This is a genomic window from Bdellovibrionota bacterium (assembly GCA_035292885.1).
Lineage (GTDB): Bacteria > Bdellovibrionota_G > JALEGL01 > JALEGL01 > DATDPG01 > DATDPG01.
Window position 1 is genome coordinate 1 of record DATDPG010000214.1, and the last position, 16,278, is coordinate 16,278.

Annotated in this window: 15 protein-coding genes; 9 read left to right on the plus strand and 6 right to left on the minus strand. The window is 53.9% G+C overall.

Features of this window, described 5'->3' with window-relative positions:
* Window positions 1-144: 144 nt before the first annotated feature.
* Both VI895_15235 and VI895_15240 read right to left on the minus strand, forming a co-directional pair.
* Window positions 145-879, minus strand: coding sequence for a class I SAM-dependent methyltransferase (locus VI895_15235; GenBank protein HLG21151.1), 735 nt, complete (start codon window positions 877-879; stop codon window positions 145-147).
* 3 nt (window positions 880-882) lie between these two features.
* On the minus strand, window positions 883-1,479 hold the full coding sequence (locus tag VI895_15240) for a sugar transferase (protein ID HLG21152.1): 597 nt from the start codon (window positions 1,477-1,479) through the stop codon (window positions 883-885).
* 75 nt (window positions 1,480-1,554) lie between these two features.
* Between VI895_15240 and asnB the strand changes: the two genes are divergently transcribed.
* From asnB to VI895_15270, 6 genes are all read left to right on the plus strand, one after another.
* On the plus strand, window positions 1,555-3,408 hold the full coding sequence (asnB, locus tag VI895_15245; GenBank protein ID HLG21153.1) for an asparagine synthase (glutamine-hydrolyzing): 1,854 nt from the start codon (window positions 1,555-1,557) through the stop codon (window positions 3,406-3,408).
* Window positions 3,409-3,495: 87 nt separating this feature from the next.
* Window positions 3,496-4,512, plus strand: coding sequence for a Gfo/Idh/MocA family oxidoreductase (locus tag VI895_15250; GenBank protein ID HLG21154.1), 1,017 nt, complete (start codon window positions 3,496-3,498; stop codon window positions 4,510-4,512).
* Window positions 4,513-4,579: 67 nt separating this feature from the next.
* The gene (locus tag VI895_15255) at window positions 4,580-5,818 is read left to right on the plus strand and encodes an ATP-binding protein (GenBank protein ID HLG21155.1); all 1,239 of its coding nucleotides are present in this window, start codon (window positions 4,580-4,582) and stop codon (window positions 5,816-5,818) included.
* A 102-nt stretch (window positions 5,819-5,920) separates the two neighbouring features.
* Entirely contained in the window at window positions 5,921-6,499 is a 579-nt protein-coding gene (locus tag VI895_15260) for an acyltransferase (protein ID HLG21156.1), read from the plus strand.
* Entirely contained in the window at window positions 6,496-7,614 is a 1,119-nt protein-coding gene (locus tag VI895_15265; protein ID HLG21157.1) for a DegT/DnrJ/EryC1/StrS family aminotransferase, read from the plus strand. Before VI895_15260 ends, VI895_15265 begins: the two co-directional genes overlap by 4 nt.
* A 98-nt stretch (window positions 7,615-7,712) precedes the next feature.
* Entirely contained in the window at window positions 7,713-8,813 is a 1,101-nt protein-coding gene (locus VI895_15270) for an ATP-binding protein (protein ID HLG21158.1), read from the plus strand.
* Window positions 8,814-8,903: 90 nt separating this feature from the next.
* Here VI895_15270 and VI895_15275 read toward each other — a convergent pair whose 3' ends face one another.
* From VI895_15275 to VI895_15285, 3 genes are read right to left on the minus strand one after another with little or no spacing between them, the layout of a single operon-like run.
* Window positions 8,904-9,305 carry a type II toxin-antitoxin system VapC family toxin gene (locus tag VI895_15275; GenBank protein HLG21159.1) on the minus strand — a complete coding sequence of 134 codons (402 nt, stop codon included), beginning with the start codon at window positions 9,303-9,305 and terminating at the stop codon, window positions 8,904-8,906.
* Window positions 9,283-9,534, minus strand: coding sequence for a hypothetical protein (locus VI895_15280; protein HLG21160.1), 252 nt, complete (start codon window positions 9,532-9,534; stop codon window positions 9,283-9,285). The genes VI895_15275 and VI895_15280 overlap by 23 nt, the downstream gene beginning before the upstream one ends.
* Before the next feature lie 32 nt (window positions 9,535-9,566).
* The gene (locus VI895_15285) at window positions 9,567-10,886 is read right to left on the minus strand and encodes a UDP-glucose/GDP-mannose dehydrogenase family protein (protein ID HLG21161.1); all 1,320 of its coding nucleotides are present in this window, start codon (window positions 10,884-10,886) and stop codon (window positions 9,567-9,569) included.
* Window positions 10,887-10,967: 81 nt separating this feature from the next.
* On the opposite strand from VI895_15285, the gene lgt reads away from it, so the two are divergent.
* Window positions 10,968-11,726 (plus strand): prolipoprotein diacylglyceryl transferase, encoded by a 759-nt coding sequence (gene lgt, locus VI895_15290; protein HLG21162.1) that lies wholly within the window; start codon window positions 10,968-10,970, stop codon window positions 11,724-11,726.
* A 1-nt stretch (window position 11,727) separates the two neighbouring features.
* On the opposite strand, the gene VI895_15295 is transcribed toward lgt, so the two are convergent.
* On the minus strand, window positions 11,728-12,108 hold the full coding sequence (locus tag VI895_15295) for a PilZ domain-containing protein (GenBank protein ID HLG21163.1): 381 nt from the start codon (window positions 12,106-12,108) through the stop codon (window positions 11,728-11,730).
* 55 nt (window positions 12,109-12,163) lie between these two features.
* On the opposite strand from VI895_15295, the gene VI895_15300 reads away from it, so the two are divergent.
* Both VI895_15300 and VI895_15305 read left to right on the plus strand, forming a co-directional pair.
* A complete protein-coding gene (locus tag VI895_15300; GenBank protein ID HLG21164.1) occupies window positions 12,164-14,215 on the plus strand; it encodes a VacB/RNase II family 3'-5' exoribonuclease in 2,052 nt (683 codons plus the stop codon).
* A 185-nt stretch (window positions 14,216-14,400) separates the two neighbouring features.
* Entirely contained in the window at window positions 14,401-16,110 is a 1,710-nt protein-coding gene (locus tag VI895_15305) for an AarF/ABC1/UbiB kinase family protein (protein ID HLG21165.1), read from the plus strand.
* Window positions 16,111-16,278: the final 168 nt, after the last annotated feature.

The window sequence follows — 16,278 nt, forward strand, 5'->3', positions numbered from 1 at the left end:
TTCTGATTTACTGGACTTCACTGTAAGTGGCCTCCTGTTTGGTTGTGAGAGGGATTCGACAACCTCAATATTACTAGGCGGGAGGCCGTTTTCTATTAAATCCTTACACCAAAATCCGTTTTTTTATGCAACGTTGGGGTAGAATCAGCTGATTTGAGCATACGCAATGTAGGGGTCCCACTCGAGTCTACGCAGGGACAGCTTCCCAATTCCCAATTCATCGAACAACGCCTGAGTTTCACCGGGCCACATCGGATTATCAAGTTCGTCAAAAGCGATGACTGCTCCCTTCGGCATGCGTGGGAAGACCGCCCTGATCACAGCTTTGGTTGGCTCATATAAGTCCACGTCAAGGAACAGGAGACTGACAACCAAATGTCGATTGCTCTCGACAAACTTAGGAACCGTTTGAATGACATCTCCACGTATAAGTTGGACCTTGTCGATATGGCCGAGGAATCGATCGCGGTCGTGTTCGGTAATCAATGCAGAAAGTTCGTCATAGGAGTCTGCGAAAAGTCCTCCTACGGAAGGATCGACGACTTTGTTCTTATCTTTGTCGCTTACGTTTGGAAATCCAGAAAATGAATCAAACCCATAGATCCGCCTCGTAAGATTTTCGGGTTCTAGCATGGCACTAAGTTTGGCCCAGGCCATAACGCCGAATCCCTTAAACACTCCGCACTCAACAATGGAACCTTTAATAGGCATGACGAGCTTGAAAATTTCATAAAGTGCCAAGAAGCGCTTGAGATGCTGTCGCCGCACATATTTAGGGAAGTTTTCTAGCTTGGTCGCCGTTGGATCCGGGCAAGACTCAAAAATCCGTGCAATTGCTTCGCTGGCTTCGAGTTCTTCAGGTGTACGAAACTTTTTCATGCCCTATTTTAAAATCGTCCAAACCGTTTGGAAAATCAGCTTTAGATCCAAGAGCATAGAACGATTAAGTACGTATTCCAAGCTTAAGCGCATTTTGTGGGGATGAATGAGCTTCATGTAGTCGCCATCGGGATCTTTGCTCCCTTTTAGAATTTTACCCTCGCTTGGAAATCGAACTGAGGCCGAATCGGTCATCCCCGGGCGCACACTGAGGACTTGTCGCTCCTCCAGTGTATATAAGTCTACCGCCCATTGAATTTGTGGCCTGGGACCCACGAAACTCATCTCGCCTTTCAAGACATTCACAAGTTGGGGAAATTCGTCCAATTTAGTTCGGCGCAGGAAGCGCCCGATATCGGTAATTCGTGCGTCATCGTCAGGCGTCGATGAACCGCCCAACTGATCTGCATTAACGACCATGGTGCGAAACTTCCACATGATAAAGGGCTTTCCATTAAGACCGACCCGCCTAGCCTTATATATGACGGGGCCCCCATCTTTCTTAATCAAGACGGTGATGACTGCCCAAACGGGACAAAGCATTACGAGCGCGAGCAAGGATGCTAATACGTCAAACAACCGTTTAAAAAACGGGTACACATGTATTCATTTACCATATGTGATGGGATATTGTTGATCACCGTCCCGTAATTTCTGAATAGGAGTCCTTCCCATATGTGCGGAATCGCCGGTGCATTCTTGAGCTTCTCAAACGCAAGTGCTCTTACGCTTGTTCAGAATATCGTCCGGTCTCAGTTCGCGAGGGGGCCAGACCATCAAGAAATACACGTCAGAAGAGAGAAGGATTTAACTCTGATCCTCGGCCATAACAGGCTCAATATTATCGATTTGACTTCAAATGCGAACCAACCGATGTGGAAAAACGATCCAGAATTAGGGATCGTTTTTAATGGAGAAATTTATAACTATATTGAGTTGCGAGATGAACTCATTCATTTAGGGCATACCTTTAAAACCCGTAGCGATACTGAAGTCATCCTTGAATCCTTCAAGGAATGGGGGATGGATGCGATCAATCGCTTTAACGGAATGTTTGCCTTTGCCCTTTACGATGAAAATCGGAGGCGGCTATGGCTCGTACGGGATCGTTTCGGTGTAAAGCCCCTCTACTATATTCTCAACGGCAGTTCTCTTTTTTTCGCATCTACCTGCACAACGATGGCGCAACATTTCAATTTGGATCCTAACTTAGATTACGTCGTCCGAGGCATTCGAAAGTGGGTATATGAAGACGACCTTGAAACATCTCCCTACTTTGGGCTGAACTCGCTTCGACAAGGACATTGCTTGGAAGTCTCATTTGAAGAAAATGGAAGATTGAGCGTCTGCGATTTTCAATATTATGATCTTCAAAAACAAATTTTCCTTCTTCAGGAGCAGCAGGCAGGCAAACCCGCTTCCTATCTGCAAGAGAATATCCAAGAAATATTGGAATCCTCAATAAGGCTACGTCTGCGTTCCGATGTGCCTGTTGGCATTGCGTTGAGCGGCGGGCTCGATTCATCGACGATCGCGGCGCTTGTTGCAAGGGAAAGGACCAACGTGGTCGCTTTTAGTTTTGGAAGTCCGTCGGATCGAGGGTCTGAAGGCCTGTTAGTCGATAAGCTTAGTAAACAACTAAACATTGAAATTGAATTTATTAATCCGAGTCTTAGCGAACTGAAGTCGGCTCTTGATAAAACACTCGCCGTCCAAGAGGCTCCCTTTCCTGGTGCAAGCGTCATCGCTCAATATCTTGTTTTTGAGCGTGCAAAAGAAAGAGGCGTGAAAGTTTTGCTTGGAGGACAGGGAGGAGACGAGTTGTTCTTAGGTTACCGAAAATTCCAACTCTTTTTTCTTGGCCACCTACTTCATCATCATAAATATCTTAAGAGCCTGCGTGAGATCGCATCGCTCGTCCCAACGATGGTTCAAGAACTACCGCATTTATCCCAATTTTGGGAACAGCGCATGCGATATCGAGGGAAAGGGATGGAGACGATATTCAATGATGTTCGAACCGATGATCTTGATCTCAATTGCAAACATGATCTACCGTTTTGGTTTCGACAATTGGCCGATGTGACAAAAATTAGCCTCCCCACATTGCTTCGATATGAGGACCGCAATTCAATGGGACATAGCGTTGAAAGCCGACTTCCATTCTTGGATTTTCGCCTAGTTGAAGCAGCATTGGCGTTACCCACAGCCTTAAAACTTAGAAACGGGGTGAACAAATGGGTGCTCCGCCAAGTGATGAAAGAACACCTCCCTAAAGAGATCTGTTTTGCAAGATATCGTAGCGGCTTTGATGTTCCACAAGCTCGATGGATCAAACAAGGTTTAGGAGAGCACATTCGAACCAAAATTAAGGAAAGGGGCGAAAATAAATCTGGCTTTATACCTACCGAAACGGAAATCGACCGACTCTTTTCCAATCAACAGTTCGTTCAAAGAGAAGCTACTTTTGGGGAAGCTATCAGTACCTTGTGGCTAGAAAGCACGACAAAAGAAGAATTCGACGCATAGTGGGTGACACAATATCGTCGAATCATCGAAGATTTGATGAAGCTTCGTTTGCCTATTTGAGATCCTTGGCTAGAATGCACGGTTTCTATGGCTAAGGATACTAGTCCCATAGTAGCCATCATTGGCACGGGATATTGGGGAATAAATCACGTTCGCGTTTTTTTTGAACTCCAAGCTCTGGGAGGAATATTTGACTCGGACGCCACCCGGTCCTGTGAGGTAAACGCCCGGTTTCACGCAAAGAAGTCCTATGAGAAGCTTGAGTCCGTCCTTTCCGATTCAGCTTTGCACGGCTTAGTTATATCAACCCCAGCCGTCACACATTTTGAGATATCCATGCGAGCGCTGGAGATGGGCAAAGACGTTCTGGTCGAAAAGCCGTTGGCTCTGCGATTTGGCGAAGCGCAACAGATGGCTGACTTTGCTAAGTCAAGCGGGCGCATCCTAATGGTGGGACACTTGCTGCAATATCACCCTGGCATGGTGAAGTTGAGAGAACTCGTGGCGGGTGGAGATCTTGGGACAGTCGAATACATCTATTCCAACCGATTGAACCTCGGAAAGATTCGTACCGAGGAAAATGCCCTCTGGTCGTTCGCGCCGCACGACATCTCGGTGATGTTGTGGCTGACGGGAGCGATGCCGATTCAGGTCAATGCGGTCGGAGGAAGTTATTTGCAGCCGAATGTCGCGGATACGACGATTTCAACGTTCGTCTTCGACAACGGCGTTCGGGGTCACATCTATGTCAGCTGGCTTCACCCGTTCAAAGAACAGCGGCTGGTGGTCGTGGGGTCGAAAAAAATGGCGGTTTTTGACGACCGGGCGCCCAAAGGGAGAAAGTTGCTCCTTTACGACAAGAAAGTTTCGATGGTGAATGGGAATTTCGTCGCGGAGAAGCCGGAGGGGATTCCGGTGCCGTTCGATGAGGAAACCGAACCGCTTCGGGCGGAGTGCGAGCACTTCCTGGAGTGCGTTCGAACGCGTCAAAAGCCTCGGACGGACGGCGAGGAAGGGCTTCGCGTATTGAAGGTCTTGCAGAGTTGCCAACGATCGCTTCAGATGAACGGCCAGCCGGTACAGGTGCTGGAATACCGGAACTGAGTTACCTACCCCGAATTTGGGTTAATATATCTTGATTTCTGATGATTCAATCATTAAAAATCAAGGTATGTTTGTTCCCCGCCGAATCGCGACCAAGCTCCTCCGGCTGGTCCGAACATTCCCGGCCGTAGCGGTCACCGGCGCCCGCCAGACGGGAAAAACGACCCTACTGCTCCGTCTCTTCGGCGATCGCGCGGAGCATATCGTTTTCGATCCAATCGTGGATGTGGGAAGAGCGCGTGAAGATCCGGAGCTCTTTCTCGCGAATCACAACCCGCCGCTGATTTTGGACGAGATTCAATACGCGCCCCAGTTGGCTTCGAGCCTCAAGCGCAAGGTGGACCGGGAGAGCCGCAAGGGCCGTTACTTGATCACCGGTTCGCAGCAATGGAATGTGATGAAGCTGTTGGCTGAAAGCTTGGCGGGCCGCGTCGGGTTCGTTGATCTCGACGCTTTTTCGCTCCAAGAGGTCCATCGAGGGAACGAAAAGACTTCTTGGCTCGAACTGTGGCTGAAGAATCCGCAGCGATGGGTCCGGGAACGAAAAAGACTCCACCGACACCGGGTTAAGCTGTACCAACATATTTGGAAAGGTTCCCTGCCCGAGGCACATCTTGCGCAACTCAAAAGCATTCCAGATTTCTGGAAAGCCTACGAACGAACTTACATCGAACGGGACGTCCGGCAGATGGCTGAGATTTCGAACCTCGCGCTGTTTACGCGCTTTTTCCGTCTTGTGGCCGCGCTGACAGCCCAGGAAATTAATTACAGTGAACTCGGACGCGAGATCGGAGTGACACCGCAAACTTCCCAACGCTGGCTCTCGATTCTTCAATCCTCTTTTCAATGGTATGCGGTGCCTGCTTACAGCCGAAATAGCATCAAGAAGGTGAGTGAAAGGCCGAAAGGGCATTTCGGCGACACGGGTCTGGTCTGTCATGCTCTGGCGATCTCCACGCCAGGGGCCTTAGAGAGTCATCCCGCTTGGGGCGCTATTTTCGAATCGGCTGTTTACGGCGAGCTCCGAAAGCTGAGCGGCGCGATGGATACTCCGCCCCATGTCTACCATTGGCGCGCCCACAGCGGAGCAGAGATCGATTTTGTCTTGGAACGGGATGGAATGTTGTACCCGATTGAGGCAAAAGGGAAACAGTCGATCACCCGCCACGACGTGAAAGGCCTAAAAGCGTTCCGCGAAGCTTTTCCGCGCGAACAGATCGCGCCGGGTCTGATTATTGCGCCGGTGGAAGAAATTGCTCAAATCACGGAAAACGACTACGTCGTCCCCTGGGATCTGGTGGGGTGACGCCGAAGAAATAGCGCACGCGGTTCACATAGAAAATAATTTTGAGATCCTGGAAAATTAATTGAAACCCTTTAGGATGCGTTTTGTTAGAGGCTCACGAGTATGGCACAAAAGACGCTCTTCTTCGCCCACAAGTCGGCCGTCATCGACAAAGGGGCTGAAATCGGCCAGGACACGAGGATCTGGCACTTTTCGCACGTCATGCCCGGCGCGATGATCGGGGAGCGGTGCGTCCTGGGACAGAACGTCTATGTCGGAAAGGGAGTTCGGATCGGAAACGGCGTCAAGATCCAGAACAACGTGTCCGTTTATGAGGGTGTGACGCTGGAAGATGACGTTTTCTGCGGGCCGTCGATGGTGTTCACGAATGTGATTAACCCGCGGAGCCCAATTGAACGAAAGCATGAATTCAAACCGACGCTTGTGAAGCAGGGCGCAACCATCGGAGCAAACGCGACGATTATGTGCGGAGTGACGATCGGGCGGTACGCCCTTGTGGGCGCCGGAGCGGTCGTTCTGGATAACGTTCCCGACCACGAGTTGGCGGTGGGCGTGCCGGCCAAGCCGAAGGGGTGGGTGTGCCGTTGCGGTGTCCGATTGGACGCCGTGAAGGACAAGCTCACGTGCAAAAGCTGTGGACTCGCGTACCAACTCAGCGATCACGGTTTGGTGCACGCGTGAACGAAAGAATTCCCCTGCTCGACCTCCGTTCTCAATTCCGAACGATTGAAAAAGAGGCGAGGGCCGCGATCGATCGCGTCTTGGCGTCCCAACGTTTCATCTTGGGGCCTGAGGTGGAAGCCCTGGAGCAGGAGATATCGGCCTACGTCGGCTGCAAATTCGGCGTCGGCGTCAGCTCCGGAAGCGATGCGCTGTTAATAGCTCTGATGGTGCTCGGCGTGGGACCCGGAGACGAAGTCATTACATCGCCCTATACGTTCTTCGCCACCGGCGGGGCCATTTCGAGAGTCGGCGCCCGGCCCGTCTACGTGGATATTGAACCAAATTCATTCAACATCGACCCGAACAAGGTTGAATCCGCAATCACGAAGAAAACCAAGGCAATCATTCCCGTGCATCTGTTCGGCCAGGGAGCGGAGATGAAACCGATTCTCGACGCCGCCGATCGACATGGAATTCCGGTGATCGAAGATGCCGCACAGGCCATTGGAGCCGAGTATCAAGGGCGACGGCTCGGTTCGATGGGACGGATCGGATGCTTCAGCTTCTTTCCTTCGAAGAATCTCGGAGCGTTCGGCGACGCGGGGATGGTGACGACGAACGATGCCGACCTGGCCGAGAAACTTCGGATCTTTCGCTCCCACGGATCAAAACCGAAATACTTTCACAAATGGATCGGCGGGAACTTCCGAATCGACGCCCTTCAAGCGGCGATTTTACGGGCCAAGTTCGCCCATCTTGAAACCTGGACGAAGGCGCGACAACGCAATGCGGACCGCTATGATCGGCTCTTCACTGAGGCCGGCGTGAGTGAATTCGTTACGACTCCCTGGAGGCGACCGGGGGATCGGCACATTTTTAACCAGTATGTCCTACGGACGAAAAGGCGGGACGACCTCAAGAAGTTTTTGGCTGAAAAAGGGATCGAGACGGAAATTTACTATCCCCTCCCCCTTCACCTTCAGGAGTGTTTCGCCTACCTCGGTTACAAGAAAGGAGCCTGCCCCGAGTCTGAGCGGGCGGCGCAAGATACGCTGGCCATACCGGTCTATCCCGAAATTACGGAGTCTCAGCAGGCGCGAGTCGTCGAAACGATCCGGGCCTTTTTTCGCTAAGGGATTCGGTTCCGACAAAAATGAAGTAAGGTGCATATTTGTCTTGACATAAATGCAGTTCGGCTCACTATGGTCATACGCTGCGGCAGCTTCAAAATATGGTTAAGCGGGATCTGGACGAAAAGCTCGTCCTGCTTTCCGGGCCCCGCCAAGTGGGGAAAACCACGCTTTCGAAAAACCTCCACCCTGCTTCAACCCAGTATTTCAGCTTTGACGAAGGGGAGGACCGAAGAGTCATTCTCAAAAAAGCGTGGTCGCCTGAGGGGGACCTCGTCGTTCTCGACGAGCTTCATAAAATGCCGAAGTGGAAATCGTGGCTCAAAGGGGTGTACGACACCCGCGGGAACCGCCCAAGAATTCTTGTCACCGGATCCGCGCGCCTCGATATTTACCGGAAAGGCGGGGATTCGTTAGCCGGAAGATATTTTTACCACCGCTTGCACCCCTTTTCAGTCTCTGAAGTGAAACGCGAGATTTCCCCTGAAGAAGCTCTCGACCGCTTGATGCGTTTCGGCGGTTTTCCCGAACCGTTTTTGAAAGCTTCCGACCGGACCGCAAAGAGATGGCGCCGCTCGCACCTTGACCGGATCTTGCGGGAGGATCTAATCGATCTCGAACAGATTCGTAACATCAAGCTGCTCGAACTACTGGTCGATCTTCTGGCCACCCGAGTGGGAAAAACCGTTTCGTACAAATCCTTGTCTGAAGATCTCCAGGTGTCTCCGCATACGGTCAAGAACTGGATCCGTGTGCTCGAGCAAATGTTGGTGATCTTCATCGTAACGCCATTTTCCAAAAACATCGCCCGCGCGATTCAGAAGGAACCGAAGATCTACTTTTACGATACCGGACGACTTTTACAGGACGAGGGGGCGAGGTTTGAGAACATCGTTGCCTGCGCCCTGCTCAAGAGAAATCACTATCTGGAGGATACGGAAGGGGACCGTCGGGAGTTGCATTACATCCGGGACCGGGAGAAACGGGAAGTCGATTTTTTAACCGTCATTGAGAACCGTCCGGAATGGCTCATCGAAGCCAAAACAAGCGAAACGGGTCCCACATCCGCGTTACGCTATTACACAGGACGGATCCCCGGCGTGAAGGCGAGCCAGGTGGTGAAAAATCTGTCGCGAAAATTATATGACGACCCCGTTTCTATCGAACCGGCTGCGGCGTGGCTAGCGCAGTTGGATGCGTGAGAGGCGCCGGCGATTCCGGTCTATCCCGAGATCACCGAGGCACAGCGGGCGCGAGTCGTCGAAACGGTCCGGGCCTTTTATTCCTGAGGTTCAACGAACAACTTCGATCATCGGGTAGTCTTCAAAGCCCTGATCGAACGTCAAGATTCGGCGAATTCCGTGATGGATCGCCACTGCGACGTGGAGCGAATCGCGCGCACCCCGCGTCGGTTGTTCCAATACGAGGTCGCCGGCTGTGCGAACGTCCGAAAGCGTTACGGGCAGGACTTCATCCACCATCTCTTCCAACGTGGACCATGCTTGTGAAAACGCCGCATAACGCCGAATCGAGTGGTATCGATGCAACAGCTCTTGAAAAACCTCCGCACTCGTTATCAAAACCGCATCTTCTGTCGAAAGGTCGCGCAAAAGCTCACTCGTTCGCTCTTTCAACGGATGGGCCGCGCCTACCAAGTACATGACCGGATTGCTATCGAGGAAGATTGCGGCCAAGTTCGATTTCTCGATTCATTTCCTCGACCGTTCCCACGGGAAGCTGAAGCTTTGACAGCCGGTCAATCGCTTCAAGCTTTTGCTTTGCGCTTTTGCGAGGCCGCCAACCGGCATACTGGTGCATCGCCCGCCGAACCCATTCGCCCAAGGAGAGCTTCTCTTTCCTGGCGCAGCCTTTGAAAAACTTCATGTCCTTTTCCGGGACTAATACCTGTAATTTCAATGACATAGAAATATTATACTCCGGAGTATACTCCGGAGTCAATTCGAGGCAGGCGGCCGGCCGATCGAGTAGTACGTAAACCCGAGTTTCTTCAGCGCCTGCGGATCGTAGAGATTTCGGCCGTCAAAGATGACGGGAGACGCCAGCGTGGATTTGATTTTTCCAAAGTCGGGATGGCGGAACTGGTTCCATTCCGTCAGGACGCAGAGAGCGGCTGCCCCTTCTAAAGCGCCGTATGTCGATGACGCGTACGTCAGACGGTCCCCATAAACGACTTTGGCGTTGGCGTTGGCCACCGGATCGAACACATGAAGTTTCATTCCGGCGGCCAAAAGGCCGTCGATCACCGTAAGCGCGGGAGATTCGCGGATATCGTCGGTCTTCGCTTTAAACGCCAGACCCCAAATCGCGACCCGTTTCCCCTTGGCCGAAGCTTCCCCCCCGAAGTGCCGAAGAACGCGTCCCACAAACGCTTGCTTCTGCGCCTCGTTCACGTCCAGCGTGGCCTGAAGGAGACGGGGTTCAACGTCAATCTCGCGCGCGTGCGCCGTCAACGCCCGCACGTCCTTGGGAAAACAGGAACCGCCGAATCCGACGCTTGGGAAAAGATATTGAGGACCGATCCGGTGATCGGCACCGATCGCTTCACGAACGTTGGCGATGTCGGCCCCTTCTTTTTCGCAGATCATCGAGATTTCGTTCATGAACGAAATCCGAAGGGCGAGAAGGGCATTTGCCGCATATTTCGTCAGCTCCGCCGACTTGTGGTCCATGGCAAAAACCGGATGCCCCGTGCGGACAAACGGCGAATAGAGTTCGCGCAAGAGAGCCGACACGGCCATATCGAGCGTCCCGATGACGATCCGATCGGGGATCAAACAATCCTGAACCGCCGTCCCTTCGCGGAGAAACTCGGGATTCGAGACGACGTGGATGTCCGCCCGCTTCATGGAGTTTAGGATTTTGGTGCACTCTTCCGCCGTACCCACGGGGACAGTGCTCTTGAGAACCAGTACGGCGCCTTTCGGAGCGGCCTTTCCCACCTGTTCGGCGACCGCTTCCACCGCCTTTAAATCCGCGGAACCGTCGGACGACGACGGCGTGCCCACGCAGATGAAACTGATCACCGCTTCGGAAATGCCGGAATCGACGGCTGTGGAGAACCTGAGCCGCCCTTCCCCGACGTTTCGTGTGACGAGCTCCCCGAGCCCCGGTTCGTAAAACGGAACCTCTCCTTTTTGCAGACGGTCGATTTTGCTTTTATCGGTGTCGACACATGTCACGTCGTTGCCGGTTTCGGCAAAGCAGGTACCGGTAACCAGTCCCACGTAACCGGTTCCGATCACGCAAATTTTCATCGCGGCTCCTTCGTCATGAATCCCTAAGCCTACCGTAAGCTTTTCCCGGGCGAAAGATTGAATGTGTTAGGATTTTTCTTCGTGCATCCGACCCTTTTTCATATCGGATCGCTCAGCGTCAAAACCTACGGCCTGATGATGGCCATCGCTTTTATTTCGGCGATTATTCTCGCGCGGCGGCGGGCCAAGAAAGCAGGCCTCGATCCCCGGCAGATTGAAGTGATCTGCTACGCCCTGATCGGGATGGGCCTCCTTGGAACCCGCGTCCTCTATACGTTCGGTGAAAACACAAGGTATTACCTGACCCATCCGATCGAATTCTTTTACCTCCACGAAGGGGGGCTCTCGTTCGTGGGTGGGCTTTATTTCGTTGTCCCGACGTTGTTTTTTCTTTGCCGACGAAAACAACTTTCCTTCTGGACGGTCGTCGACATTCTCATCCCCTCCGTGGCGTTGGGCTTGGGCATCGGAAAAATCGGCTGCCTCTTCGCCGGCTGTTGCTTCGGAAAGCCGTGCGACCTCCCCTGGACCATTCGTTTTTCCGACCCTGACGGCCTCGCGCGGCCGCTCGACGTGGGACTTCATCCCGCACAGATTTACGAATCGCTCCTTTGGTTTTCGCTTTTTGGAGTCCTTTTGGGGTTTCAAAAGTTTCGCCGATTTCCGGGCGAAATGTTTTTGCTCTTTGCGGCCGTCTACGCCCTGGTTCGGCCTTTCTTGGAATCTCTTCGAGGCGAGCCGCGCTATGTCGGGAACCTCACAACCGTCCCGTTTCTGAGCGTACCCATGATCCTATTGACGGCCGGCGCTTGGGTTTATTTGCGAAGGAGGTCGATCTAGATCAGGCGGCAGGATCCGGTTTCGTACGTTCGCTCGCGACGTATTCACGAATCCTTTTCACGGCCGCCTCATCGATCTTCTCGAACTGAACTCCCATACCGGGAAACTGGATCGTACCCGCTTGGGGATTGAAAGCCACGGCGTAACGAACGAACGCCGTGGCCGAAATTTTTTCCCTTTCCAAAACAAATGACAGCTCAAGCTTGGTTCCGGCCGGGTAGGTAAGTTTCGACTGAATAAAGACGCCCCCTTCCCCCATCGAGACCAATCGCTCGTCGCGGGGCCTGGCTCTCTTGCTACCCGCGGGAACATAACGAACCGCCACATTGAGGTTGACGCGGGGAAAGCGGCGACGTTCTTTTTCGGGTGGAGGTTGGGTCATGCGATTTTGTTTCTTATGCCGGGAGGCTGCGACCGACTATAATTTTTGAGGGTCGTTGAAGCAATGTCTTTCCAAACGCACGGGGGTTGTTCCCATTCCACAGTTATCGATTAACGACATCCGGAACCATTTGAACGGCGACCGCTATCGCCCGCAAACGTACCGAGAGATCTGTAGCGACCTTCGCGCGCGCGGAAGCGATCGCTCACGAATCAAACGCTTTCTACTCGAACTGGAACGCCGCGGCGAAATCGTAAAACGACGGAATCACCGTTACTCGCCCGTCCTATCGGATAAGACAGGTCCGGGTCGGTTTCCCTCGCGGCGGCCGGTGCGCAAACGAAAGGGCTCCGCTTTGAATATGGATCGAGCGCCAACCGTCCCCGACATCGTCGTTGGGCAGGTCCGGCCCGGCCACGACGGTCTGCATCAGGTCGTTCCGTTCGGCCGGCGGGTTCCCTATACCGTCTTCGTTCAACCGCCGCTGCCCCGATCGTTTCCGCTGCAAGAGGATCCCGTTATCGCCGTTCAAATCGATCGCGAGCGATCTTCCCACGACCGTCTGCGCGGACGATTGCTCGCGAACCTCGGAGTTCTCAAAAATCCAACCGTCGACTCCAAAATCGTCATCTATCGGAACGCTCTCCCCCGCGAATTCTCCAAGGAAGGGCTGGCGGAGGCCGATCGGATCGGCGAAGACATTTCGCCGATCGAGATCGCCCGGCGTAAAGATCTGCGGGCCCTCCCTTTCGTCACGATCGACGGCGAAGACGCCCGCGATCACGACGACGCGGTGGCGCTCGAATCGGACGGAGTCCTCTGGATCGCGATCGCGGATGTGGGTCATTATGTCGCCTCCGACTCCGCGCTGGATCGCGACGCTCTGGAGCGCGGAAACAGTTATTACTTTCCCGACACGGTCCTTCCGATGCTTCCGGAACGTCTTTCCAACCGAATCTGCAGTCTTCGTCCCAACGAAGACCGCTTGGTCCTAGCGGCGCGTGTCACGATTACGCCCGACGGGACGCTCTCCGGAGCCGAACTTTTCGAGGGGATCATCCGGTCACGAGCGCGGCTGACCTACGAGGGCGTCGACCGTGCCCTCGAATTCGGCCAGGATGAGACGGTTCCTCCCGAACTGCTCCCGATGCTTCGAAAGATGCTCGGCGTGACGACCGCTCTGTTCGAAAAACGGATCAGCGAAGGAGGCATCGACTTCGATCTCTCCGAAACCCGGGTCGTTCTCAATCAGCACGGCGAAGTGACGGAGATGGCCAGGCGTGTGCGGACCCCTTCGCAGCGAATCGTGGAAGAGTTGATGCTCGCCGCCAATCGAGGCGTGGCCTGGGTCCTCACGAGCGCCGGTTATCCCGTCGTCTACCGCGTGCACGACCGCCCCGAGGAGGGGAAGTTGATGGACTTTGTGAACCTCCTTCGAAATTACGGGTACAAAGTAAAATTCACGCCTCGAAAGGCGGACCCGAGAGAGTTGGACGAGATCCTCCATCGATTCAACGGCGACCCTCGAAGCCGGGTCTTTTCATACTTGGCGCTCCGTTCGATGTCCCAGGCGGTCTACGCGACCAAGAACATCGGCCACTACGGCCTCGGGTTTACGCATTACGCCCATTTCACATCGCCGATCCGCCGATATGCCGATCTGATCGTCCACCGCGTTGTCCGACGTTATCTACACAAGGGGAGCCGGGGAAACGAAACTCTTTTCCCTCCGGCGTACGGGTCGCTCGAAAACGTGGCGCTCCAAATATCGGAGCGAGAACGGGTGGCTCAAACCGCCGAACGGGAGATTCGAAAACTGAAGGCGATCCGTTTCTTTCTCGAAAAACGGGGGAAAGAGTATTCCGGGTTCATCGTCGGAATGGTTCCGCGCGGATTTTTCGTCGAACTGGACGAACACTCCGTGGACGGTTTCGTCCATGTCGATCGCATGGGGCGGGAGAGATATTTCTTTTCCGAGGCGGAGATGGTGTTCCGGAGTTCGCGCGGATCCCGAGTGTTCCGCCTGGGCGCCCCCGTGACGGTCAAAGTCTTTGAAGCCTCAATACGGGAGTTCCGCCTCGATTTCAGCCTCGTCGAGCGGTCCTAATATCGTGAGCCCGGGGTAGCTTGCTAACATAGGCCCCCGCGGCGCCCGGATGGCAAGGCGCGACGACGAAGGCGTACTTGCAAAAGCTGTACGTCGAGGAGGAGCAACGCAGCCAGCCGGGATGCAGCGGCGGCCGTGGCACCGCGCCTTGATTTCCCGTCCGCGGTAGGCGAGGATCCGGGCCGGTGGCGCAAGCGGCAAAACGCTCGATTTTAAGTCCCATTAATCTTCCGAAAATCAATCGGACGTACAAGAACATCAACCGGATCCGCCAGATCCTCGGCGTTCTGGGCCGCCACGGATTCTCTCAACTGATCCACACGATCGGCCTCGAAAAACTCCTCCCCTTTTCAAAGAAAGGGGCCGAGCAAAAAGAATTCCATCGGTCGATGTCCGATCGGCTCTGCCTGGCGTTTGAAGAGTTGGGGCCGACGTTCATCAAGTTCGGCCAGATGCTCGCCTCCCGCCCAGACCTCGTGACGCCGGAATTTTCGCAAAGCTTCAAGCGGCTGCAGGACGACGTGCAACCGATCCCCGTCGACCAGATTCGAAACGTCGTGGAAACCGAGCTGGACGGAAAGATCGAAACGCTTTTCTCGAACTTTGAACCCTCGGCGCTGGCGGCCGCCAGTATCGCTCAGGTGCATCGCGCGACCTTGAGCGACGGAAAAGACGTGGTGGTCAAAGTACAGAGGCCCGGCATCGAAAAGATGATCGAGACCGATCTCTCGATTTTGTATTTACTGGCCAAACTCGCCGAGCGAACCCTACCGGAGCTATCGATTTATGATCCCGCCGGAATCGTCGATGAATTTTCACGCACCATAAAACGGGCGACCGATTTCATCGAAGAAGGCCACAACATCGACGCCTTTCGCGCCAATCTCGCCGATCTATCCGACGTCGTGATTCCCCAGGTCTATTGGGAGTTGACGTCCAAACGGGTTTTGACGATGGAGTGGATCGAAGGGATTCCGATTCGGAACGTCGAGCGCCTTCGAAACGAGAATTACGATCTCAAGAAAATCTGCGCCGTCGGCGTGGATGCTTTTTTCCGCCAGGTTTTCATCGACGGCATGTTTCACGCCGACCTGCACGGCGGAAATATCTTGGTCCTTCCCGGAAGCCGCATTGCTTTCGTCGACTTCGGCGAGGTCGGCCGCCTCGGATCAAACGCTCTGACGTCCATCGCCAATTTATTCGTTTCGCTCTTGTCGAAAGATTTTTACAGCATGGCCCGCGAATACCTCGAGCTCGGAAATCCACAGAAGCCGGTCGACCTCGCCAGATTTGCGGACGATCTCGAAAAATTTTTGGCTCCGTTTTACGGCCGCAAGATCAAGGACGTTCAGCTCGGCGACATTCTTTCCAAGGCGGCGGGAATCGCGGCCGAGCATCGTATCCGTCTTCCGAGAGACCTGGTGCTGCTCGGGCGCGTGATCATCGTTGTCGAAGACTCCATTCGGCAGCTCGATCCGGAGTTCGACGCCCTCGAACATGGGGGACGGATCGCCGGCGAGATCGTCAAACGCAAACTCCACCCGGATAAACTGGCTCGGGATCTCGTCTGGAATTTACGGGACCTTCAAGAGCTGGCTCGAAACCTTCCGGCCCAGGTCAAATACGTCATTCAAAAGCTCTCGCAGAATGAACTGACGCTTCAGCTGAACCTTCAGGATTTCACGAAAGGGATTAACGAACTCGATCGCGCTTCAAATCGCTTCGCCTTCGCCATCGTCATCGCGGGGCTGGTGATCGCATCCTCGATCCTCACCTATTCGGAACGCGGCCCGCAATACCTCAACATGTCGCTCCTCGGCTTGATCGGATACCTCTTGGCGGGCCTTCTGGGGTTCGGCCTTTTGGTCTCGATCCTCCGTTCCCGGAGACTCTGAGTGCGGTACGTTCTGGGTTCCCTCCTTCTTTTCGCTGTCGGCACCGTGATCGCCGGACAGACCTATGTGGCGCCTCCGCCCCCCAAGTTACCGGCGGTCATTTCGCGGGAACGGGTCGGCCAGGGGAAGAATCTTTTTGAACGTAACGTGTGGACTTCCGGCAAGGTC